Source organism: Herbaspirillum sp. SJZ099, assembly GCF_007828355.1.
In the GTDB taxonomy this organism is placed as follows: domain Bacteria; phylum Pseudomonadota; class Gammaproteobacteria; order Burkholderiales; family Burkholderiaceae_D; genus Herbaspirillum.
This window is the reverse complement of sequence record NZ_VIUO01000003.1, coordinates 362246-383212: the sequence shown is the minus strand read 5'-3', so window position 1 is coordinate 383212 and position 20967 is coordinate 362246. Positions and strand designations below refer to the sequence as shown.

Sequence of the window (20967 nt, the reverse complement as noted above, 5' to 3'; positions counted from 1 at the left end):
CGGCCAAATCGGGAATGCCACCAGGTCCGGTGCGTCGATCAGCCCAGCACGAACAGGGGTTGGCCGAATTCGACCGGTTGGCCGTTTTCCACCAGGATCTGCTTGACCACGCCACCCTTGTCGGCGTCGATTTCGTTCAACAGCTTCATGGCTTCGATGATGCACAGGGTATCGCCTTCCTTGACTTCCTTGCCGACTTCGACAAACGCCGGCGCGCCCGGAGCGGAGGAGCGGTAGAAGGTGCCGACCATGGGCGACTTCACGACATAGCCTTCAGGAGCGGCCGCAGCCGGCGCGGCCACCGGGGCAGCCGCAGGAGCGGCGGCTTGCGGCGCGGCGACAGGGGCGTAGGCTTGCTGCTGCGGCATCATCACGACCTGGTTTTGCGCATTCGGGGACGATTTGACGATCCTGACCTTGCTTTCGCCTTCAGTGACTTCAAGCTCTTCGATAGCCGACTCGGCAACCAGGTCGATCAGCGTCTTGAGTTTTCGTAAATCCATTTGAATCCCTCGGAATGTAGATGAGAAGTTAAATAATCGCCGGCAGTCGATCGCGGCCGGCGGTATCGGTGTATTGCTTGTTGCTGGTTTCTTGATGTGTCCGTTCGGGCGCGGATAAGCAAGCAGCTAGGCCCGCCGTCAGGACTGGCGCAGCCAGTAGTCGACCGCCAGGCGGTAGCCGTCGACTCCAAAGCCGCATATGACTGCCCGGGCAATGCCGGACAGGTATGAAAAATGACGAAATTCCTCGCGTTGATGAATATTGGAGATATGCACTTCCACGAACGGGATGGCCACGCCGGCCAGCGCATCGCGCAAGGCCACGCTGGTGTGGGTCAGGCCGCCGGGGTTGATCACGATGGCATCCACGCCCTCTGCGCGGGCTTGGTGGATGCGGTCGATCAGCGCGCCTTCGTGGTTGCTCTGGAACGCCTGCAAAGCGGCGCCGCCGGCGCGGGCTTGCTCCTGGGCCAGCCGTTCAACATCGGCCAGCCTGGTCGATCCATAGACTTCCGGCTCTCTGGTCCCGAGCAGATTCAGGTTCGGGCCATTGAGGAGAAGAAGGTGTTTTGCCATGGAGGTTAAGCCCCGTTTGACGACGATGCGCGCATTTTGCCGTCAAATGACACTATTTGGCAAGAAAAACTTTCTTTTCATGGATTTACAGCTGGGAGAGGTCTTGGCGCAGCTCGTCGAACTTCAAGCGGCCCAGATAGATCTTTTTGACTTTGCCGTCCTTGCCCACCAGAACGGTGAAGGGAAGACCGCCCGCCTGATTGCCGAATTGCCTGAGCAAGTCGGTGGCGCCGGTTCCGGCAACGAAGAGAGGATAGCGGATTTGGTATTTTTGTGCAAATTTGGCGATATTGTCCTGACTATCGACGCCAATTCCCAGAATTTGCACCGGGGCGATCTCTTGCTGCAGGGCCGTCAGTTCAGGCATTTCTTCCACGCAAGGGCCGCACCAGGTCGCCCAGAAGTTGACGACCAGCGGCTTGCCTTTCCATTGCGCCAGCGACTGCTGCTGTCCCGCCGCATCCGGCATCGATTGCGACAGCAGGCGGTTCAGGGCCTGGGTTTGCGGCGAGTCGGGCGGGGTGCTGCGGTGGCTGGCATACATGCCTGCGCCCACGCAAATGACGGCAACGATAATCAACAGGATGGCATTGCGCAGCTTCTTCATTGATTTTCTTTCTCGAAGGTTTCTATCAGGCGCGCCAGCGCAGCAGCGTCGCCGCGTTCCGGGCGTTTGCCCGCGGCGGCGCGCACGCTGCCGCGCAGGTCGTCTTCTTCATACAGGGCCAGGTGGGCCAGTTCCGGCGCCGCGCCTTTTTGCGGCAGCAGGAAGCTCAGCGTCTCCACCGGCTGGCCGGTGCGGAAGTGCGGCAGCTCGCCGACTTCGAAATTCACGTTCTTGTTCAACAGGAAGATTTCCACATCCTTGGCGCTGGAGGTAAACAGCTGCAGGTGGATGTCCGAATGCGCGCCGGCGGTGCCGTTGAACACCGCGCCGGTAATATAAGGGTTGAAGGCTTGCAGGTCCTGCATCAGTGTCAGCGCCACCCGGCGCAGGTGCTGCAGGCGCGCCGGTTGGGTGTCGGCGAAGAAAAGTTCGTTGTACAGGCGGACTTCTTCTTCGATCTGCTCATTATCGGGCATGATCTCGCCGCGCACTTTCTGGTTGCCCAGGATCTGCCGGGCCGCCTTGCGCTTGGCGCTGCCATAGTCGGCGCCGTCTTCGGCGATCATGCGCGCGGCCGCCGCGGCGATCTCGGCGCGCAGTTGTTCGGTCGGGGAGGTAAAGTCTGGCATGGGCGACATCATACCCGCTCGCGGCCGGAGCCGTCCGGGCCCGGCCGTCTTGCGCCGGTTTTGTGCGGCCGGGACTGGGGGCGGGAGCCCTGCCTCAGGTAAAATCCCGGGATTACACCCGAAGACTTGTTATGCATATCCACATTCTCGGCATTTGCGGCACCTTCATGGGCGGCCTGGCCGTCCTCGCCAAGGAGGCCGGCCACAAGGTGACCGGCTGCGACGCCAATGTCTACCCGCCGATGAGCACCCAGCTCGAGGCCCAGGGCATCGAGTTGATCCAGGGATTCGACCCGTCCCAGGTGGAACTGGCGCCCGACCTGTTCGTGATCGGCAATGTCGTCTCGCGCGGCAATGCGCTGATGGAAGAGATCCTCAACCGCGGCTTGCCTTATGCCTCCGGCCCGGAATGGATCGGCCGCCATATCCTGCAAGACAAATGGGTGCTGGCCGTGGCCGGCACGCATGGCAAGACCACCACCTCGGCCATGCTGGCCTGGATCCTGGAACATGCCGGCTACAACCCGGGCTTCCTGATCGGCGGCGTGCCGATGAATTTCGGCATTTCCGCGCGCCTGGGCAGCGATGGCCAGGGCAGCAAGGGCAGTCCCTCGCCGTTCTTCGTGATCGAAGCCGACGAATACGACACCGCCTTCTTCGACAAGCGCAGCAAGTTCGTGCACTACCGCGCGCGCACCGCGATCCTGAACAACCTCGAATACGACCACGCCGACATCTTCCCCGACCTGGCCGCCATCGAGACCCAATTCCATCATCTGGTGCGCACCGTGCCCGGCATCGGCCGGCTGGTCGTCAATGGCCGCGAACCGGCGCTGCAGCGCGTGATCGCGCGCGGCTGCTGGAGCGAACGCGAGGACTTCGGCGTGGCCCAGGGCGCCGGCTGGGCGCTGGCCAACCATGACGACGGCCGTTTCGATGTGCTGTTCAATGGCGAGTTGCAAGGCACGGTAGCCTGGGCCTTGAGCGGCGAGCACAACCGCATGAACGCGCTGGCGGCGATCGCCGCCGCGCGCCACGTCGGCGTGCCGCCGGCCCAGGCCATCGAGGCGCTGTGCGCGTTCCAGAACGTCAAGCGCCGCATGGAATTGCGCGGCACCGCCCATGGCGTGACCGTGTACGACGACTTCGCCCACCACCCGACCGCGATCGCCACCACCGTGGCCGGCCTGCGCAAGAAGGTCGGCGCGGCGCGCATCCTGGCCGTGCTGGAGCCGCGTTCCAACACCATGAAGCTGGGCACCATGAAGGATGCATTGCCGGCCAGCCTGGCCGAGGCCGACCTGGTGTTCGGTTACGGCGCCAGCGCCGGCAAGGACGCGCTCGGCTGGAACCTGGCCGAGGCGCTGGCCCCGCTGGGCGCCAAAGGCGCCGCCTTCGACGACCTCGGCGCGCTGGTGCAGGCGGTCCAGGCCGCCGCCAGGCCGGGCGACCATGTGCTGGTGATGAGCAACGGCGGCTTCGGCGGCGTGCACCAGAAAATCCTGGACGCGCTGGCATGATCCTTTATCTGCATGGCTTCCGCTCCTCGCCGCAATCGTTCAAGGCGCGGCTGATGGGGCAGCGCATGCGTGAACTGGGCTTGCAGGACCGTTATGCCTGCCCGCAACTGCCGGCGTCGCCGGCGGGCGCCATCGCGCTGGCCCGGTCCATCGTGGACGGCGCCGACCTCGGCCGGCTCACCATCGTCGGTTCCTCGCTGGGCGGCTTTTATGCCACCTGGCTGGCCGAGCAATACGGTTGCCGCGCGGTGCTGCTCAACCCAGCGGTCAAGCCGCCGCGCGAGCTGGAATCCTATGTCGGCGTCACCACCCACTATCATTCCGACGAACCCTTCGAGTTCAAGCGCGAATATGTCGATGAATTGCGCGCGCTGACGGTGGACCAGGTCAGCCGGCCCGAGCGCTATTTCCTGATCGCCGCCACCGGCGACGAAGTGCTGGACTGGCGTGAAATGGTTGCGCACTATCCGGGCGCGCGCCAGATCGTGATCGAAGGCAGCGACCACGGCATTGCCGAATTCGCCGACTATATCGACGACGTGCTGGCCTTTTGCGGCGTGGATGGCTCGGCCGAAGCCGGCGCCTCGGGCAAGGCGGTGTCCTGATGCCACATGCGTTGCGCAAGGCGGCATGGATGCCGCATCCGCAGGCGTTGGCGTCGCTGCTGGCGGCCGATGGCGAGTTGATGCGCCGCACCCGTTCGTGGCTGGCCGACCCCGGTTCGATGACCTTGAAGCTCAAGGCGCGCACCCGCGATTTCTCGGTGCGCCTGCTGCGCCAGCGGCCGGGCCCGATCCTGGCCGACGAATATGCGGCGCTGGGCGTGCCGGCGCGCAGCCGGGTAGTCGAGCGCGACGTGGTCCTGCATTGCGATGGCCGGCCGGTGGTGTTCGGCCACACCGTGCTGTCGACCTCGTCGGTGAAGTCCGACTGGCCGTTTTTCAGCAGGCTGGGCAACACGCCGCTGGGCGCCAACCTGTTTTTCGATCCATTGGTGGGGCGCAGCCCGATCGAGTACGCGCGGCTGCAAGCGAGCCACCCGCTGATGCGCCGCATCGCGGCCGCATTGCCCGGCGAGGCTATCCCCGCCGCCCTGTATGCCCGCCGCTCGCTGTTCTCGCGCCGCGGCGGCGTGCTGATGGTCACCGATGTTTTCCTCCCGGCACTGGCAGCTCTGATGCGCGCCGATGTCCGTTCCCTGTAAAGAGTTGAATCAGAAGCAAACGATGAATTTATTGTTCGAAGAATCCGGCGACTTCAAGGCCGGCGCCATCATGACCCAGCAGGGCGAGTCCTATCAGGTCGAGATGGCCTCCGGCAAGCGCACCAAGGTCAAGTCCAGAGACGCGCTGCTGCAGTTCGCCGCGCCTTCGCCGCAGGAGCTGATGCAGCAGGCCCAGGCCATCGCCGACGAGATCGACCTCGACTTCCTGTGGGAAGTGGCGGGCGAGGAAGAGTTCGGCTTCGCCGAGCTGGCCGCCGAATATTTCGGCCATGCGCCGTTGCCGCCGGAAGCGGCCGGCTTGCTCCTGCGTTTGCATACCGCGCCGGTCTATTTCTACAAGAAGGGCCGCGGCCGCTACAAGGCGGCGCCGCAGGCATCGCTGCAAGCCGCGCTGGCCGGCCTGGAAAAGAAGAAGCAGCAACTGGCGGTGCAAGCCGGGTATGTCGAGGAGCTCAAGGCCAACCGCCTGCCCGACGCGTTCAAGCCGATCGCGCTGCAACTGCTGTTCAAGCCCGACAAGAACGGCATCGAATTCAAGGCGCTCGACGCCGCCAGCAAGGAATTGCAGACCACGCCGCAGCGCCTGATGCTGGCCACCGGCGGCATCGCCTCGCCCAAGGACCTGCATTACGCCAGGTTCATGTATGAATACTTCCCGCGCGGCGCTGGCTTTGCCGCCATCGACATCCCGCTGCCGCCGACCGATCTGCCGACCGCCGAGGTGCAGGCCTTCTCGATCGACGACGTCACCACCACCGAGATCGACGATGCCTTGTCGGTCACCCGCCTGCCCGACGGCAAGCTGCGCGTGGGCATCCACATCGCCGCCCCGGGCCTGGCCATCAAGCGCAACGACGCCATCGACGCCATCGCCCGCGCGCGCATGTCGACCGTCTACATGCCCGGCGAAAAGATCACCATGCTGCCCGACGACCTGGTGGCGGCCTACACGCTGGACGCCGGCGCCGCCCGTCCGGCGCTGTCGCTGTACGCCACGCTGGACGCCCAGACCTGGGAAGTGCTGGCCACCGAGACCCGCGCCGAGCTGGTGCCGATCGCCGCCAACCTGCGCCACAACGATCTCGACGAACTGGTGACCGAAGAGGCGCTGGCCGAGGGCAGCGGCGACTATCCGCACAAGGACGAGATCGCGCTCTTGTGGCAATGGGTGCAGTTGCTGGAGCAGGGCCGCATGGCCAAGCGCGAAAGCTTCGGCCTGCGGCCCGAGCAGAACAACCGCGTCGACTTCAATTTCTACGTCGAGGACGGCGTGGTATCGATCGTGCGCCGCAAGCGCGGCGCGCCGCTGGACAAGATCGTGGCCGAGCTGATGATCTTCGCCAACAGCACCTGGGGCAAGCTGATGTCCGACCATGGCGTGCCGGGCATCTACCGCGCCCAGGGCGGCGGCGCCGGCGGCTGGGCGGCCAAGATGCAGGTGCGCATGGTGACCCACGCCGCGCCGCACCAGGGCCTGGGCGTGGACCAATACGCCTGGAGCACCTCGCCGCTGCGCCGCTATACCGACCTGGTCAACCAGTGGCAGATCCTGGCCTGTATCGAACACGGCGTGACTGCGCCGCTGGTGGCGCCCTTCAAGCCGCGCGACGCCGACCTGTTCGCCATCGTCTCGGGCTTTGATGCCGCTTATTCCGGCTACGCCGATTTCCAGTCGACCATGGAGCGTTACTGGTGCCTGCGCTGGCTGGCGCAGGAAAACGCGCGCACCGTCGACGCCGTGGTGCTCAAGGACGAGATCCTGCGCCTGACCGAGATCCCGCTGGTGCTGCGCATGCCGGGCCTGCCCGCGCTGGCGCGCGGGTTGCAGGTCAAGCTCGACCTACTGCGCTGGGACGAGGTCGACCTCACGGTCGAGGCGCGCCTGCTGGAGGTGCCGGCAGCAGCCGGCCAGGCGCTGGCCGACCTGGGCGATGAAGAGGACGACATACTCGACGGCTTGGACGGCGAGAGCGACGGGGAAGACGGAGCAGAAGGTGACGCCGGCGAGCAGGCCGCGGCGGATGCGGCGGACGACGCCGAAAACAAGCCCGCCGATGCCGCGCAATGAGCCGGTGCTGGCGTAGAATTGCTGCTTTGACCATTTCCGGCCATCCGTTCCTGCTGTGAACCTGTTTTTCCAACACCGTCTGCTGAGCCTGGCGCTCGGCATCTCGCTGCTGGTGCATGGCGCGCTGCTCGCCGTGCATTTCGTCGCGCCCGATGCCTTTCGCCTGAAGCCGTCCGACCCGGAACTGGAAGTGATCCTGGTCAACGCCAGGCATGACAAGAAGCCGCTCAACGCCGATGCGCTGGCGCAGGCCAACCTGGACGGCGGCGGCAACGTGGACCACGGGCGCGCCAAGTCGCCGCTGCCGGACATGAAGCGGCAGGAAAGCGGCGACAGCGTGAAGGCTGCCCAGCGCCGCGTCGCCGAACTGGAAGAGCAGCAGCGCAAGATGCTGGCGCAGATGAAGCCCGCGACGCCGCATGTGGCCAGCGCGGAAGAGCCCAAGCCCAGGGCAGAGCCGAAGCTCGACGCGCGCGACATGCTGGAGACGGTGCGCGCGATGGCGCGCATGGAAGCCGAGGTGGCCAGGAACATCGAGGAATACAACAAGCGCCCCAAGAAGACCCAGATCACGCCCAGCACGCGCGAGGTCGGCTATGCCCAGTACTACAAGACGCTGCAGGACAAGATCGAAAAGGTAGGCACGCTGAATTTCCCGACCAAGGATGGCAACAAGCTGTATGGCGAGCTGCTGGTGATCATCCCGGTATATCAGGACGGCACCATCTACGAGCGCGATGGCGGGGTAGTGGTCAAGACCAGTTCCGGCAATGCGGCGCTGGACCAGGCGGCGGTGGCCATCGTGCGGCGTTCGGCGCCGTTCGGCCGCTTCCCGGAAAACATGCGCACCACCGGCCGGGACGACGTCTGGGAAATCGTGACGCGTTTCCGTTTCACGCGCGACCAGGGATTGCAGGCGCAATTCGGCGCCGGCTGACCGGCAACAAGACAGGCAAACACGGAACAGGTGGATCAACATGGATGCATACGTCGTCATCGGCAACCCGATTGCCCATAGCAAGTCGCCCGAGATCCACGCGCAGTTCGCCGCCCAGACCGGACAGGCGCTGCAGTATGAGCGCTTGCTGGCGCCGTTGCATGGCTTCAAGGCCAGCGTGCAGGTGTTCCAGCGCAACGGCGGGCGCGGCGCCAACGTCACGGTGCCGTTCAAGCTGGAGGCGCACGCGCTGGCCGACAGCCTGTCGGAACGCGCGCGGTTGGCCGGCGCCGTCAACACGCTCAGGTTCGACGGCGATGCCATTTATGGCGACAACACCGACGGCGCCGGCCTGGTGACCGACATCACGGTCAATGCCGGCCAGTCGCTGGCGGGCCGTCGCATCCTCTTGCTGGGCGCCGGCGGCGCCGCGCGCGGCGCGCTGTTGCCGCTGCTGGAGCAGCGGCCGGCCGAGCTGGTGGTGGCCAACCGGACCCCGGCCAAGGCCGATGAGCTGGCCGCGCAGTTTGCCCAATACGGACCGGTCAGGAGCGCCGCCTATGCCGGCCTCGATGGCCCGTTCGACCTGATCGTCAACGCCACCTCGGCCAGCCTGGACGCCGACCTGCCGCCGCTGCCGGCGAGCGTGTACGGATCCGAGACGCTGGCCTACGACATGATGTACGGGCGCCAGCCCACGGTGTTCATGCACAGCGCACAGGAGCATGGCGCCGTCGCCCGCGACGGCCTGGGCATGCTGGTCGAGCAGGCTGCCGAAGCCTTCCTGCTGTGGCGCGGGGTGCGTCCCGACACGTCGGAGGTCTTCGCCAGCTTGCGCCGCCAGTTGGCCGAATAAATTCGAGGCAGCGACGCCAGCAGGCATTCCAACAAGAACAGGCACATGAAATCCGTACGCAAGCTGCTACTGTGGATCATCCTTTTACCCATCGCCTGCGTGCTGTTGCTGCAGGCGTATTTCTTCGTGCAGATATGGTGGTGGAGCACCGGCCATAACCCCGGCTCCACCAGTTTCATGCGCCAGCAGTTATCGATTTTGCGCGAGAAGAACCCCAATGCCCAGCTGCAATTCAAATGGGTGCCGTACAACCGCATATCCAACAACCTCAAGCGCGCCATCATCGCTTCCGAAGACTCCAATTTCTCGGAGCACGACGGCATCGACTGGGATGCCCTGCAAAAGGCCTACGAGAAAAACGAGAAGAAGGGCAAGGTGGTGGCCGGCGGCTCTACCATCACCCAGCAACTGGCCAAGAACCTGTTCCTCTCGGGCCAACGCAGTTACCTGCGCAAGGGCCAGGAATTCATCATCACCTACATGCTCGAATTCCTGATGGACAAGCAGCGAATTTTCGAGATTTACCTGAATGTGGTCGAGTGGGGCAATGGCGTATTCGGCGCCGAAGCCGCGGCCCAGCACTATTACCGCACCTCGGCCGCCGGGCTCGGCCCCGAGCAGGCCGCGCGCCTGGCGGTGATGCTGCCGCGCCCGCGCTTCTACGACAAGAACCGCGGCTCGGGCTACCTGGCCGCCCGCACCGCATTGATCCTGCGGCGCATGAACGCGGCTACCTTGCCCGCGGCCCATCCTTAGGCCTCATTGATGGCCTGCGCCGGGCCGGCCGGATGACAGGCGCATGACATCGTCACGCTGCCGTGTGCCGCGCTTGCCTGGCGCAATCGTTGAACGTACACTTGCGCACGTTCCGGGCGTCGCCGCTGGCGCGCCTTGCGGGGGCGGCGCATCTCGTAAATTTAATGTTAACTAGGCTCTGGTGAGACCCCATGATTAATGTATTCGTGTTGCAAAACGGACGACTCAACCAGGTCAACATCGACAGCCGTGCCGACCTGGAGCAGGTCGCGCCGGTCTGGGTCGACCTGACGGAGCCGAGCGACGAGGAGCGCGCCTGGATCAAAAGCATCTACGGGGTGACCTTGCCGGACGAAGACGAGTTCAGCGACATCGAAGCCTCGGCCCGCTATTTCGAGGCCGAAAATGGCGACCTGCACCTGCGCACCGACTTCCTGTTCGAAGGCGACGACGACGCTTCCTCCGCCATGACGGTGGCATTCATCCTGGCGCGCAACATCCTGTTTTCGGTGCATTCGGAAGACTTGCCGGTGTTTCGCCTGGTGCGCATGCGCGCGCGCTCCCGCCCCGGTTCCATCGGCGACTATCGGGATGTGCTGCTGGAACTGTACGAGACCGATGCCGAATACTCCGCCGATGCGCTCGAGGGCATCTACCAGAAGCTGGAAGCGGTCAGCGCCAGCGTGCTCAAGAAGAGCCTGTCCGACCAGGCCGCGGCCGATGTGCTCAACACCATCGCGCACGAAGAAGACTTGAACGGCCGCATCCGCCGCAACATGATGGATACCCGGCGCGCGGTCAGCTTCCTGATGCGCGGCCGGCTGCTCAGTTCCGAACAGTTCGAAGACGCGCGCCAGATCCTGCGCGACATCGAATCGCTGGACGGCCACACCGCCTTCCTGTTCGACAAGATCAACTTCCTGATGGACGCCACCGTCGGCTTCATCAACATCAACCAGAACAAGATCATCAAGATCTTCTCGGTGGCCTCGGTGGCGTTCCTGCCGCCCACGCTCATTGCCAGCATCTACGGCATGAACTTCAAGCTGATGCCGGAGCTGGACTGGGACGTGGGCTATCCGCTGGCGATCCTGATGATGATCGGCTCGGCCATCGCGCCGTTCTGGTACTTCCGCCGGCGCGGCTGGCTCAATTGAGCGCAGGCGCGCCGTCTGCCGATGGCGGCATTGCTGTTTTTCTGACGGCCATTTGCGCCGTTTTCCGATGCGATGCGCCATCCGGATGGTGCACACTCCTTCCATCGATTGGGACTGGCAGGAGGACTTCATGCGACACATGCGCCATCATTATTGCTCGCTGGCCATCGTCGGCTTGAGCTTTGCCGGCGTATTACCAGGCTGCTCGGGCCTGAACTCCAATAGCCCTCTGGCGCAGCCACGGCAGAACGATGAGCGTGTGGCTTCCTATTCCGGCGCCGGGGTGGTGGAATCCGTCGAAGTGATCCATCGGGAAGGTCGTGGCGTGGCCAGTGGCCTGCCGGGCAGCGATGCCGCCGCCCGGGACGTCTACAACATCCGCGTGCGCATGGAGGACGGCTCCCTGCAGACCTTCACGCAAAAAGATAATACAGAGTTTCGCGTAGGCGACCGCGCGCGCTTGGACAACGGCAGGATCTTGCGCTATTGATGGTCGGCGCAGCCTTGCCGCAATGTAATAAATCCCCGCTACGGGCAATGCCGTTCAGTTAAGCGCTGAACGGCATTTTTGTTTGTGGGATCCAGACTCCGTTCGCCCTGAGTAGCTGCGCAGCAGCGTATCGAAGGGCAGGCAAGAGCGCTAACCGGTGACACGCTGGCTTCGATACGGCCCTGGCGGGAGACATGGATTCCGATCACGGAAAGGTTTGCACGGCAGTCCAATGATCTTGTTCCACCCGGTACAGGCTGTAATTGGGCTCCCTCAGGCTGCCTTCAGCGTCGAACGATACCGGGCCGGACACGCCGGCGTAGTGCAGGCGGTGCAAGGCGGTGATGAGCTTTGCCGGATCCAGCGAATTGCTCTGGCGCACCGCCTCGGCCAGTACGCCCACGCAGTCATAGGTGAACAACGACTGCGGGATCAGGTTGGTCTTGAACTTGGCGGAATATGCCGCTTTCAGGGCTTTGAACCCGCGCAGTTTTTCCTCGGGCAGCCCATGTACGACGATCCACGTGTTGCTGCCATACTCGTCCGAGCTGCCAGGGAAGTTGTAATTGACCGCGCCGCCGGCCAGTAACAGCGTGAGGGCCGGATCCCGTTGTTGCAGCCGCTGCGCGAACGCCATGGCCTGCGGCACGATGGCGGCCAGGAAAATCATGTCGGCGCCGGCCTGCTGCGCCTGCGACAGCACGCCGTTGAAATCGGAGGTCTTCTGGTTGACCGAAGCGCGGGCGACCACCTGTAGCCCCTTCTCGCGCAGTTTCCTGGTGAAGCTGTTGGCCAGGGAATAGCCCAGTTCCGTGTCGTTGTCCACGACCATGATGCGTTTGGCGCCGATGGTCTGCGTGGCGACGCGGACCAGGTGGTCGGTCGTGATCTCGGTATGCCCCAGAAGCTGGAAGACGTTGGCGTATCCCTGCTGGGTAAATGCGCGGGCGGTAGCGGTTGGCGAGACCAGGGGTATCCCCGCCTTGTTGTAGATCCTGGCCCCGATCAGGCTGGCGTCGGTGGACAAGTGGCCTACCACGCCGATCACCTGTGCGTTGACCATGGTTTGGGCGCCCAGCGCGGCATGGTTGTTGTCGTTCTTGTCATCGACCTCGAACAGCTTGAAGACAATTTTCTTGCCGTCAACAACGATGTTGCGTTTGTTGGCGTCCTCTATGCCTTGCAGCGCGGCGTCGCGCAGGGCTTGTCCGCGCGGCGTGGACAAGGGCATTGCCAATCCGATCAGCGCGACCTGAGTATCGGCCTGGGCATGCGTCGCCGGCGCGATGGCTGCCGACATGCATGCGAACAACAGGATGGCTTTCCTCCAACGCAACTTGATGCTTACGTCCCATCTCATCTTTTCCCCCTCCCCCGAAAGAGCAGTGATGCCGGTTGATGTCGTCGTCGATTCTAGAACACACTCCGCCGATTGAGGAAATGGGTTCCGGTGGCAAACGTGGCGAGGCGTCGCGGGTCAGTGTGCCGGATACAGCGCGCCCAGTACGCGCAGCCCGCGCGCGCCGGTGACGGCCGGCAGGTTGCCCGGCAGGCGCAGGTCGAAGCGGCAGGCCAGCCAGGCGAAGGCCAGCGCCTCCACCTGATTGGGGGCGATGCCCAGCGCCGCCGTGGATTGCACGCTGGCGCGCTCTTGCAGCGCCTGCTGCAGCAGGCGCATCAGGAAGCCGTTCTCGGCGCCGCCGCCGCAGACGTACACCTTGCGCGCATCCGGCGCATAGGTGGCGATGGCGTCGGCGATGGTGCCGGCAGTGAGCATCGCCAGCGTGGCTTGCACGTCGGCCGGTGCCACCGCTGCGCCGGTTTTCAGCAGGGCAGCCTGCAGCCAGTCCAGGTGGAACAGGTCGCGGCCCGAACTCTTGGGCGGGGGCAGGAGGAAGAAATGCTCATCGCGCAAATGGCGCAGCAATCCGTCATGCACTTGTCCCGTTGCGCCCCAGTCGCCGTTGGCGTCGTAGCTTTGTCCCTTGTGCAGCTTGATCCAGGCATCCATCAGGGCGTTGCCGGGGCCGGTGTCGAAGCCGGAGGTGGCCTGGCCGGCGCCCGCCGGCAGGATGCTGATGTTGGCGATGCCGCCGATGTTGACCACCACGCGCGACTCCTGATCGTGACCGAACACGGCGCGGTGGAAGGCCGGCACCAGCGGCGCGCCCTGGCCGCCGGCGGCGACGTCGCGGCTGCGGAAGTCGGCCGCCACATCGATGCCGGACAGCTCGGCCAGCAGCGCCGGATTGTTGGTCTGGCGCGTGAAGCCCAGTTCCGGCCGGTGGCGTATGGTCTGGCCGTGCACGCCGACCATGCGGATATCGGCGGCGCCGTTGCCGGTTTGCCGCAGCAGTTGCGCCACGCAATCGGCGTAGTGCACGGCCAGCGCGTTGGCGGCCAGCGCCTCGCGCTCGATCTCGTTGGGCCCGGCCGCTTGCAGCGCCATGAGGTCGGCGCGCAGGTGCTCGGGGAAGGGTACGTAGGCCGCGGCCAGCGTGGCGGAGATGGTATCGCTGCCGGGAGCGAAGGCGGCCAGCACGCCGTCGACGCCGTCGAGGCTGGTGCCGGACATCAGGCCGATGTAGAGCGCAGGGGCGGAGGCTGGCATGGGCGGTAAGAACCTATTGGGTTCCAAGAAAAAGGGCGGTCGCTGATTCTACAGCGACCGCCCTTGCCGAGGGTAGACCGGCAGGCTTACTTCGCGGCCAGCTTCACGTCCGGCGCGCCGGGCACGCGCAGCATCGCCATGCGGTGCTGCATATCGGCGGCGACGGCGCGGAAGTTCTTCAACTGCTGGCCGGTCAGTGCCTGGTTGTTGGGCACGTCCACCGACAGCGGATTGCGCGGCTGGTTGTTGACGCGGAACTCGTAGTGCAGGTGCGGACCGGTGGCCCAGCCGGTCATGCCGACGTAACCGATCACATCGCTCTGGCTGACCTTCATGCCCTTCCTGAGGCCGGAGGCGAAGCGGCTCATGTGGCCATAGGCGGTGGAGTAGCCGCTCCAGTGCTTGATCACCACGATGTTGCCGTAGCCGTTCTGCTGGCCGACGAAATCGACCACGCCATCGGCCGCCGCATGGATGGGAGTGCCGGTGGGGGCGGCGAAATCGACGCCGGTGTGCTGCTTCCATTTGCCCAGGATCGGGTGCATGCGCATCGAGAAGCCCGAGGAGATGCGGGTGAAGGCCAGCGGCGACTTCAGGAAGGCTTTCTTGAGCGATTTGCCGTCGAAGGCGTAGTAACCGCCGCCGCCCTTGTTGCCGGGGTCGTTGAACCAGACCGCCTGGTAGCGGTTGCCGGCATTGTCGAACTCGCCGGCCAGCACGCGGCCGGTGCGCACCGGTTCGCCGTTCTGCCAGAAGGTTTCATAAATCACGTTGAAACGGTCGCCGCGGCGCAGGTCGGCGGCGAAGTTGATGTTGGTGGCGAACATGTCCACCAACTGCAGGGCCACGGCGTCGGGGATCTGGGCCGCATCGGTGGCGGCGAACAGGGACGAGAAGATGACCCCGGAACGCATTTCGACGCGGCGCTCCAGCGTGGCCGGCACGGCATCGGCCTTGAAGTATTCGCCTTCGCGCGAAATCACCAGGTTGCGCAAGGTATCGCTGCCGTCGTCGAGCATGGCGGAGAGCTTGACCAGGTCGCCGTTCTGGTCGGTCTGGGCTACCACGCGCTTGCCGGCGCGCAACTGCATGACCGAGCGCGCCAGGGTGTCGGACTTGATGAAGTTGGCGGCGTCCTGGTCGTCCACGCCCAGCCGGTTCAGCAGGGTGGCCAGCGTGTCGCCGGTGCGCACCTTCTCTTCATTGACGTAATACTGCGCGTTTTCTTCCAGCGCGCTGATCTGCTGTTGCAAATCAGGCAAGGCCAGTTCCTTGGTGATCGGGTTGACCGGCGCGTCCTTCAGGTCCGGCTCGGCCGGGGCGAAACCGGCGGCGCCGATGGTGAAGGCGGCCAGGAACAACGCGCTGGCGCCGATGATGCGGGCCTTGGGCGAGGAGCCGGAAATCTTATGGTGGCAGGACTGGAGGGCGGAGGTGCATCGGGACGTGACGCGCTTGAATTTATCTTGTGGGAACATGCAATACGTTAAAATCTGATGTTCTGTTCCGGATAACCGCGTCCAGCGGCTTGCGCGGCGTTACTGTCCCCCCGCCGCCTGAGCTGCCGTATTGTGCCGCGAAACATCCCGAACAGATGTGAATGCACTTTCTGCTGACTGAGCTCTGGGGCCGCGTCGAGGCGCTCAGCAGAAAAACGAAAACCGGATTATAGCAATACGATTTCGCAGCACTGTCCTACAAAGCCTATTTTTTAGTTATATCGATGAACGCAGACCAGTCTATCCCCGCCGCCCAAGCCGCTTCCAGCTCATCCTTGCCGCTCTCCGATCAAGTCCGCGAGGCGATGGCGATCGCCAGGCGCGGCGTGGACGAGTTGCTGATCGAAAGCGAATTCGCGCAGAAGCTGGCGCGTTCCGAGCAAACCGGCCAGCCGTTGCGCATCAAGCTGGGCCTTGATCCGACCGCGCCCGACCTGCACCTGGGCCACACGGTGGTGCTCAACAAGATGCGCCAGCTGCAGAACCTGGGCCACCAGGTGATCTTCCTGATCGGCGACTTCACCTCCATGATCGGCGACCCGTCCGGCCGCAATGCGACCCGCCCGCCGCTCACGCGCGAGCAGATCGAAGTCAACGCCAAGACCTATTTCGCCCAGGCCAGCCTGGTGCTGGACCCGGCTAAAACCGAGATCCGCTACAACTCCGAATGGTGCGACCCGCTGGGCAGCCGCGGCATGATCCAGCTGGCCTCGCGCTACACCGTGGCGCGCATGATGGAGCGCGACGACTTCACCAAGCGCTTCAAGGACGGCACGCCGATCTCGGTGCACGAGTTCCTCTACCCGCTGATGCAGGGCTACGACTCGGTGGCGCTCAAGTCCGACCTGGAGCTGGGCGGCACCGACCAGAAGTTCAACCTGCTGGTCGGCCGCGAGCTGCAGAAGGACTACGGCCAGGAGCCCCAGTGCATCCTGACCATGCCGCTGCTGGAAGGCCTGGATGGCGTGGAAAAGATGTCCAAGTCCAAGGGCAACTACATCGGCATCACCGAACCGGCCAACACCATGTTCGCCAAGGTGATGAGCATTTCCGACGTGATGATGTGGCGCTACTACGACCTGCTGTCGTTCCGCTCGATTGCGGAAATCGCGGCCTTCAAGGCCGAGGTCGAGGCCGGCAAGAACCCGCGCGACATCAAGGTTGCGCTGGCGCAAGAAATCGTGGCCCGTTTCCATTCGCAGCAGGCCGCCGTCGACGCGCTGGCCGACTTCGTCAACCGCTCCAAGGGCGGCATCCCGGACGACATCCCGGAAGTGTCCCTGACGGGCGCGCCGCTGGGCATCGGCCAGTTGCTCAAGCAAGCCAACCTGTGCGCCTCCACCTCGGAAGCCTTGCGCATGGTGGAGCAGGGCGGCGTGCGCATCGACGGCGCGGCGGTCAGCGACAAGGGCCTCAAGGTCGATGCCGGACAGTTCGTGGTGCAGGTCGGCAAGCGCAAGTTCGCGCGCGTCACGCTCGCTTGACATGATCGCCTTGCTGCAACGAGTCAGCCAGGCCGCTGTCGTAGTGGACGGGGAAACCATCGGCGCGATTGACGCCGGCCTGATGGTGCTGGTGTGCGCCGAGCGCAACGACACGGTGGCCGAAGCCGATGCGCTGTTGAGCAAGCTGCTGGCTTACCGGGTATTCGCCGATGAGGCCGGCAAGATGAACCGCAGTGTTGCCGACGTGCAAGGCGGCCTCTTGCTGGTGCCGCAGTTCACGCTGGCGGCCGACACCAACTCCGGCACGCGGCCGTCCTTCACGCCGGCCGCGGCGCCCGATGCCGGGCGACAATTGTTCTCGCATTTCGTCGGGCAGGCGCGCAGCCGGCATGGCGCCGACCGGGTCGGCACAGGCCGCTTCGGCGCCGACATGAAGGTGTCGCTGACCAATGACGGCCCGGTCACGTTCTGGTTGCAGATCAAGCCCAAGGTCAGGGATTGAAGCCGTCGTATCCATCCCCATCTCATCAAGGTATGGCGTTTGAACCCGGCTATTTTTTTCAGGAGGTCACATGAAATTCTGGAGCGATTCTTTCAAGGACGGCGCAACCATCCCCGGTGAATTCGCATTCGCCGTGGCCGATCCCAAGACCCATGTCGCGTTGTCTTCCAACCGCAATCCGCATTTGGCCTGGAGCGATCTGCCGGCCGGCACCAAGTCGCTGGCGCTGGTCATGCACGACCCCGACGTGCCGTCGCGCGGCGACGATGTCAACCAGGAAGGCAAGACCGTGCCGCTGGATCTGCCGCGGGTCGATTTCTACCATTGGATCCTGGTCGATATCCCTCCCGCCGTCACGCAGATCGCCGCCGGGCAGTTCAGCAACGGCGTGACCGCGCGCGGCAAGCCGGGGCCGGCGGTGCTGGGCGACACCATGCCCGGCGCCCGCCAGGGCATCAACGACTACACCGGCTGGTTCGCTGGCGATGGCGACATGCGCGGCGACTATTTCGGCTATGACGGCCCGTGCCCGCCGTGGAACGACGCGCTGGTGCACCGCTACATCTTCACGCTGTATGCGCTGGATGTGGCGCAACTGCCGCTGACCGGCAACCTGGAAGGGGCGGTGGTGCTCACCGCGCTGCGCGACCATGTGCTGGAACAGGCATCGATCCACGGCCTGTATTGGCTCAACCCATCCGCGGCCAGGTGAGCGCCGTTGCCCCAACAGACAAGGATGGCATTGCCGCATGACTGAGATATTGCTGATTCGCCACGGCGAAACCGACTGGAACGTCGACAAGCGCCTGCAAGGCCATATCGATATCCCCCTGAACGAAGCCGGCCGGCGCCAGGTATTGGCGTTGGGCGAAGTGTTGGCCGATGAGGGCATCGATGCCGTTTTCGCCAGCGACCTCCAGCGCGCGCGCGCCACGGCCCAGGCCGTGGCCGATGTGGCGGGGTTGCCGGTGGCCATCGACGCCGGCTTGCGCGAGCGCTGCTATGGCGCTTTCGAGGGGCTGCGCCATGCGGACATCGAAGAAAAATATCCGGAGGCCTACCGCGTCTGGAAGGCGCGCGAACCTGATGCCCGCTATCCGGCCGGCGAACGCGAGGCCGAGACCATGCGCGAGTTCTACCAGCGTTCGGTCAATGCCGTGCGGCGCATCGTTGCCGATGGCAAGTACCGCAAGGTCGCCATCGTCACCCATGGCGGCGTGCTCGAATGCCTTCACCACTGGGCCAGCGGCACCGGCTTCGCGCAGCCGCGCACCTTCGACATCTTCAACGCCAGCGTGAACCGCCTGCATTGGGACGGCGAACGCGCGCGCATCCGTTCCTGGGGCGAGATCGGCCACCTCAACCGCGAAACGCTGGACGAAGTCGACCGCTGAGTCCGGCGCCATCAAAAATACGGCGGCTTTGTCGCCATGCCGCTCACTGAAAGCTTTCCTCCGAAACGCGTCATCCCGGCGAAGGCCGGGATCCAGTGTCTTTTGTTGTGCTTCAAGGGCCGCTGAACGACGCTGGGTCCCGACTTTCGTCAGGGCGACGGATTTTGCTCGCTGTTTGCTTTCATTTGCCTGTTGAAAACTGCCGTTGCAGGAAATACGGGAATATCCGCAAACGATTTCCCTGGATGTAAATTGCCGTTTCGTCAATAGGTTGATGTTGCTTAATTATTGAACAGCTGCAAATCGCGCGCAGAGATGTAACGGTGCCCAAATCTAGTTGGGCATGGCCCGCAATCGCGCTAAAATAGCGCCCTTCCCCGTTTTTCCATAGAGCGGGTTCTGACCTATTTCCGCCCCCGCGCAGCCCCGGCAACGGGCCGAATGCAAGGCGCGACGACGCGTCGTGGTGGTGCCACGGCAAGGAGGCGCAACGCGGCAGGCGGCCCGTTGCCGGGACTGCCCGGAGGGTTCGAATGAGAAGGGCGAATTGCGGCGTTGCGGCGCTTGCACAGGGCACCACCCTGTGCGGTGCACCGCGCCTTGCACTCCGCCCTTCTCATTCGAACGCGGGGTGGAAATAGGTCAGAACCCGCTCTTCCAATTCGTGAACATTGGACCGTATTCCTTGCGAAACAACGTGTTCGTCGCTCCCATGGCGGGTGTGACCGACCGTCCTTTCCGCCAGCTGTGCAAGCAGCTGGGCGCGGGATATGCCGTGTCCGAGATGGCCGCCTCCGATCCGCGGCTGTGGCAAAGCGAGAAAACCTCGCGCCGCATCAACCACGATGGCGAGATGGAGCCCAAGGCGGTGCAGATCGCCGGCGCCGATCCCGCCATGCTGGCCGATTGCGCGAAGTACAACGTCGAGCGCGGCGCCCAGATCATCGATATCAACATGGGCTGCCCGGTCAAGAAGGTCTGCAACAGCTGGTGCGGTTCGGCCCTGTTGCAGGACGAAGAACTGGTGGCCCGTATCCTCGATGCGGTGGTGGGCGCGGTCGACGTGCCGGTGACGCTGAAGTTCCGCACCGGCTGGGATCGCGCCAACAAGAACGCGCTGAAGATCGCCGCGCGGGCCGAGCAAAGCGGCATCGCCATGCTGACGCTGCACGGCCGCACCCGCGCCGACGGCTACAGCGGCGCGGCGGAGTACGACACCATCGCGGCAGTCAAGGCGGCGGTGACGATTCCGGTGGTGGCCAACGGCGACATCACTTCGCCGGAAAAGGCGCGCGAAGTCCTGCGCGTCACCGGCGCCGACGCCGTCATGGTCGGCCGCGCCGCCCAGGGACGGCCGTGGATCTTCCGCGAGATCGCGCATTTCCTGGACACCGGCGACTACCTGCCGGCGCCGCTGGTGACCGAAGTCGAGCAATTGATGGACGAGCATTTGCAGGCGCATTACGCGTTCTACGGCGATTACCTCGGCGTGCGCACGGCGCGCAAGCATATCGGATGGTATGTGCGCGATTTGCCCGGCGGCGAGGATTTCCGGCGCGGCATGAACCGCATCGAGAATTGCGCCGAACAGCTCGAGGCGGTGCGCAATTTCTTCGCGGGGCAGGCGGCCTATGGCGAGCGGTTACAATACGGCTTGGCCGAAGAGCCGCTTGCCGCCTGATTTTCCGGGTGTCGAGGGAAGCGTTTTTCCTCGCGAAACAGTAAGAGAAACGAATCGGATGCGCAGGACGCGCAAATTGATCAACAGCACGGCATTGCTGCAAACAAACCAGTCCACGGGGAACGCAACGTCAGGTTGCGCGCGGCCGCGGCGGTGCCGATAAAAACAGAAGCACAAAACAATGAGCAAAGAAAGTATTGAGGATGTCGTCAAGAAGAGCCTGGAAAAATATTTCCGGGACCTGGGCGAACAACTGCCCACCAACGTCTACGACATGGTTCTGTCGACGGTCGAGAAGCCGGTCTTCGAGACCGTGATGGCGCGCGCCGAAGGTAACCAGTCGCAGGCCGCCGAAATCCTCGGCATCAACCGCAACACGCTGCGCAAGAAGTTGCAGCAGCACGGCCTGCTCTGAGCGCCGGCCGGTGTCGCGTGCGCCGGCCTGAGCCAACTGCTTCAACTTATTTCATCAACGGTTTTCAGGTTTCCATCTTCCTTTTCCAGTCTTGCC

At 64.2% G+C, this 20967-nt stretch carries 22 protein-coding genes; 15 read left to right on the top strand and 7 right to left on the bottom strand.

Going from position 1 to position 20967, the window contains the following annotated elements:
* Window positions 1-38 precede the first annotated feature (38 nt).
* From accB to FB597_RS09600, 4 genes are all read right to left on the bottom strand, one after another.
* Entirely contained in the window at window positions 39-503 is a 465-nt protein-coding gene (gene accB / locus FB597_RS09615; protein ID WP_141914623.1) for an acetyl-CoA carboxylase biotin carboxyl carrier protein, read from the bottom strand.
* A gap of 138 nt (window positions 504-641) precedes the next feature.
* Entirely contained in the window at window positions 642-1079 is a 438-nt protein-coding gene (gene aroQ / locus FB597_RS09610; RefSeq protein ID WP_141914622.1) for a type II 3-dehydroquinate dehydratase, read from the bottom strand.
* 85 nt (window positions 1080-1164) lie between these two features.
* On the bottom strand, window positions 1165-1686 hold the full coding sequence (locus FB597_RS09605; protein ID WP_141914621.1) for a TlpA disulfide reductase family protein: 522 nt from the start codon (window positions 1684-1686) through the stop codon (window positions 1165-1167).
* Window positions 1683-2324, bottom strand: coding sequence for a hypothetical protein (locus tag FB597_RS09600; protein WP_141914620.1), 642 nt, complete (start codon window positions 2322-2324; stop codon window positions 1683-1685). Before FB597_RS09600 ends, FB597_RS09605 begins: the two co-directional genes overlap by 4 nt.
* Window positions 2325-2446: 122 nt before the next feature.
* On the opposite strand from FB597_RS09600, the gene mpl reads away from it, so the two are divergent.
* The 9 genes from mpl (at window position 2447) to FB597_RS09555 (ending at window position 11324) form a co-directional block, all read left to right on the top strand.
* Window positions 2447-3835 (top strand): UDP-N-acetylmuramate:L-alanyl-gamma-D-glutamyl-meso-diaminopimelate ligase, encoded by a 1389-nt coding sequence (gene mpl / locus FB597_RS09595; protein WP_141914619.1) that lies wholly within the window; start codon window positions 2447-2449, stop codon window positions 3833-3835.
* Window positions 3832-4440 (top strand): YqiA/YcfP family alpha/beta fold hydrolase, encoded by a 609-nt coding sequence (locus FB597_RS09590; protein ID WP_141914618.1) that lies wholly within the window; start codon window positions 3832-3834, stop codon window positions 4438-4440. The genes mpl and FB597_RS09590 overlap by 4 nt, the downstream gene beginning before the upstream one ends.
* Window positions 4440-5039, top strand: coding sequence for a chorismate lyase (locus tag FB597_RS09585; RefSeq protein WP_141914617.1), 600 nt, complete (start codon window positions 4440-4442; stop codon window positions 5037-5039). The genes FB597_RS09590 and FB597_RS09585 overlap by 1 nt, the downstream gene beginning before the upstream one ends.
* A gap of 22 nt (window positions 5040-5061) precedes the next feature.
* The gene (locus FB597_RS09580) at window positions 5062-7128 is read left to right on the top strand and encodes a ribonuclease catalytic domain-containing protein (RefSeq protein WP_141914616.1); all 2067 of its coding nucleotides are present in this window, start codon (window positions 5062-5064) and stop codon (window positions 7126-7128) included.
* A 55-nt stretch (window positions 7129-7183) separates the two neighbouring features.
* Window positions 7184-8065: a TonB C-terminal domain-containing protein gene (locus FB597_RS09575; protein ID WP_141914615.1), complete on the top strand. Its 882-nt coding sequence runs from the start codon at window positions 7184-7186 to the stop codon at window positions 8063-8065.
* 40 nt (window positions 8066-8105) lie between these two features.
* Complete coding sequence (gene aroE, locus FB597_RS09570) at window positions 8106-8921, top strand: shikimate dehydrogenase (protein WP_141914614.1); 816 nt, start codon at window positions 8106-8108, stop codon at window positions 8919-8921.
* 45 nt (window positions 8922-8966) lie between these two features.
* Entirely contained in the window at window positions 8967-9677 is a 711-nt protein-coding gene (gene mtgA / locus FB597_RS09565) for a monofunctional biosynthetic peptidoglycan transglycosylase (RefSeq protein WP_141914613.1), read from the top strand.
* A 191-nt stretch (window positions 9678-9868) separates the two neighbouring features.
* The gene (gene corA, locus FB597_RS09560; protein WP_141914612.1) at window positions 9869-10834 is read left to right on the top strand and encodes a magnesium/cobalt transporter CorA; all 966 of its coding nucleotides are present in this window, start codon (window positions 9869-9871) and stop codon (window positions 10832-10834) included.
* A gap of 130 nt (window positions 10835-10964) precedes the next feature.
* Window positions 10965-11324, top strand: coding sequence for a hypothetical protein (locus tag FB597_RS09555; protein ID WP_255515764.1), 360 nt, complete (start codon window positions 10965-10967; stop codon window positions 11322-11324).
* Between the two features lie 205 nt (window positions 11325-11529).
* Here FB597_RS09555 and FB597_RS09550 read toward each other — a convergent pair whose 3' ends face one another.
* From FB597_RS09550 to FB597_RS09540, 3 genes are all read right to left on the bottom strand, one after another.
* Window positions 11530-12624: a branched-chain amino acid ABC transporter substrate-binding protein gene (locus FB597_RS09550; protein WP_255517128.1), complete on the bottom strand. Its 1095-nt coding sequence runs from the start codon at window positions 12622-12624 to the stop codon at window positions 11530-11532.
* 177 nt (window positions 12625-12801) lie between these two features.
* Window positions 12802-13935: an anhydro-N-acetylmuramic acid kinase gene (locus FB597_RS09545; RefSeq protein WP_141914610.1), complete on the bottom strand. Its 1134-nt coding sequence runs from the start codon at window positions 13933-13935 to the stop codon at window positions 12802-12804.
* An 86-nt stretch (window positions 13936-14021) separates the two neighbouring features.
* Window positions 14022-15413 (bottom strand): M23 family metallopeptidase, encoded by a 1392-nt coding sequence (locus tag FB597_RS09540; protein ID WP_141914609.1) that lies wholly within the window; start codon window positions 15411-15413, stop codon window positions 14022-14024.
* A 245-nt stretch (window positions 15414-15658) separates the two neighbouring features.
* Here FB597_RS09540 and tyrS point away from each other — a divergent pair, with 245 nt between their 5' ends.
* The 6 genes from tyrS (at window position 15659) to FB597_RS09510 (ending at window position 20871) form a co-directional block, all read left to right on the top strand.
* The gene (gene tyrS, locus FB597_RS09535; RefSeq protein ID WP_141914608.1) at window positions 15659-16918 is read left to right on the top strand and encodes a tyrosine--tRNA ligase; all 1260 of its coding nucleotides are present in this window, start codon (window positions 15659-15661) and stop codon (window positions 16916-16918) included.
* Between the two features lies 1 nt (window position 16919).
* Window positions 16920-17381, top strand: coding sequence for a D-aminoacyl-tRNA deacylase (gene dtd, locus FB597_RS09530; RefSeq protein ID WP_141914607.1), 462 nt, complete (start codon window positions 16920-16922; stop codon window positions 17379-17381).
* A gap of 70 nt (window positions 17382-17451) precedes the next feature.
* On the top strand, window positions 17452-18093 hold the full coding sequence (locus FB597_RS09525; protein WP_141914606.1) for a YbhB/YbcL family Raf kinase inhibitor-like protein: 642 nt from the start codon (window positions 17452-17454) through the stop codon (window positions 18091-18093).
* A 37-nt stretch (window positions 18094-18130) separates the two neighbouring features.
* Window positions 18131-18775, top strand: coding sequence for a histidine phosphatase family protein (locus FB597_RS09520; protein WP_141914605.1), 645 nt, complete (start codon window positions 18131-18133; stop codon window positions 18773-18775).
* Window positions 18776-19439: 664 nt separating this feature from the next.
* Window positions 19440-20456 (top strand): tRNA dihydrouridine synthase DusB, encoded by a 1017-nt coding sequence (dusB, locus tag FB597_RS09515; protein ID WP_141914604.1) that lies wholly within the window; start codon window positions 19440-19442, stop codon window positions 20454-20456.
* A gap of 181 nt (window positions 20457-20637) precedes the next feature.
* Complete coding sequence (locus FB597_RS09510) at window positions 20638-20871, top strand: Fis family transcriptional regulator (RefSeq protein ID WP_008117471.1); 234 nt, start codon at window positions 20638-20640, stop codon at window positions 20869-20871.
* The last annotated feature ends 96 nt before the right edge of the window (window positions 20872-20967 follow it).

Excerpts from the sequence above, each read along its gene's own strand:
- accB (WP_141914623.1), bottom strand. The coding sequence starts at position 503 with ATGGATTTACGAAAACTCAAGACGCTGATCGACCTGGTTGCCGAGTCG.
- aroQ (WP_141914622.1), bottom strand. The coding sequence starts at position 1,079 with ATGGCAAAACACCTTCTTCTCCTCAATGGCCCGAACCTGAATCTGCTC.
- FB597_RS09605 (WP_141914621.1), bottom strand. The coding sequence starts at position 1,686 with ATGAAGAAGCTGCGCAATGCCATCCTGTTGATTATCGTTGCCGTCATT.
- FB597_RS09600 (WP_141914620.1), bottom strand. The coding sequence starts at position 2,324 with ATGTCGCCCATGCCAGACTTTACCTCCCCGACCGAACAACTGCGCGCC.
- mpl (WP_141914619.1), top strand. The coding sequence starts at position 2,447 with ATGCATATCCACATTCTCGGCATTTGCGGCACCTTCATGGGCGGCCTG.
- FB597_RS09590 (WP_141914618.1), top strand. The coding sequence starts at position 3,832 with ATGATCCTTTATCTGCATGGCTTCCGCTCCTCGCCGCAATCGTTCAAG.
- FB597_RS09585 (WP_141914617.1), top strand. The coding sequence starts at position 4,440 with ATGCCACATGCGTTGCGCAAGGCGGCATGGATGCCGCATCCGCAGGCG.
- FB597_RS09580 (WP_141914616.1), top strand. The coding sequence starts at position 5,062 with ATGAATTTATTGTTCGAAGAATCCGGCGACTTCAAGGCCGGCGCCATC.
- aroE (WP_141914614.1), top strand. The coding sequence starts at position 8,106 with ATGGATGCATACGTCGTCATCGGCAACCCGATTGCCCATAGCAAGTCG.
- mtgA (WP_141914613.1), top strand. The coding sequence starts at position 8,967 with ATGAAATCCGTACGCAAGCTGCTACTGTGGATCATCCTTTTACCCATC.
- corA (WP_141914612.1), top strand. The coding sequence starts at position 9,869 with ATGATTAATGTATTCGTGTTGCAAAACGGACGACTCAACCAGGTCAAC.
- FB597_RS09555 (WP_255515764.1), top strand. The coding sequence starts at position 10,965 with ATGCGACACATGCGCCATCATTATTGCTCGCTGGCCATCGTCGGCTTG.
- FB597_RS09550 (WP_255517128.1), bottom strand. The coding sequence starts at position 12,624 with ATGTCGGCAGCCATCGCGCCGGCGACGCATGCCCAGGCCGATACTCAG.
- FB597_RS09545 (WP_141914610.1), bottom strand. The coding sequence starts at position 13,935 with ATGCCAGCCTCCGCCCCTGCGCTCTACATCGGCCTGATGTCCGGCACC.
- FB597_RS09540 (WP_141914609.1), bottom strand. The coding sequence starts at position 15,413 with ATGTTCCCACAAGATAAATTCAAGCGCGTCACGTCCCGATGCACCTCC.
- tyrS (WP_141914608.1), top strand. The coding sequence starts at position 15,659 with ATGAACGCAGACCAGTCTATCCCCGCCGCCCAAGCCGCTTCCAGCTCA.
- dtd (WP_141914607.1), top strand. The coding sequence starts at position 16,920 with ATGATCGCCTTGCTGCAACGAGTCAGCCAGGCCGCTGTCGTAGTGGAC.
- FB597_RS09525 (WP_141914606.1), top strand. The coding sequence starts at position 17,452 with ATGAAATTCTGGAGCGATTCTTTCAAGGACGGCGCAACCATCCCCGGT.
- FB597_RS09520 (WP_141914605.1), top strand. The coding sequence starts at position 18,131 with ATGACTGAGATATTGCTGATTCGCCACGGCGAAACCGACTGGAACGTC.
- FB597_RS09510 (WP_008117471.1), top strand. The coding sequence starts at position 20,638 with ATGAGCAAAGAAAGTATTGAGGATGTCGTCAAGAAGAGCCTGGAAAAA.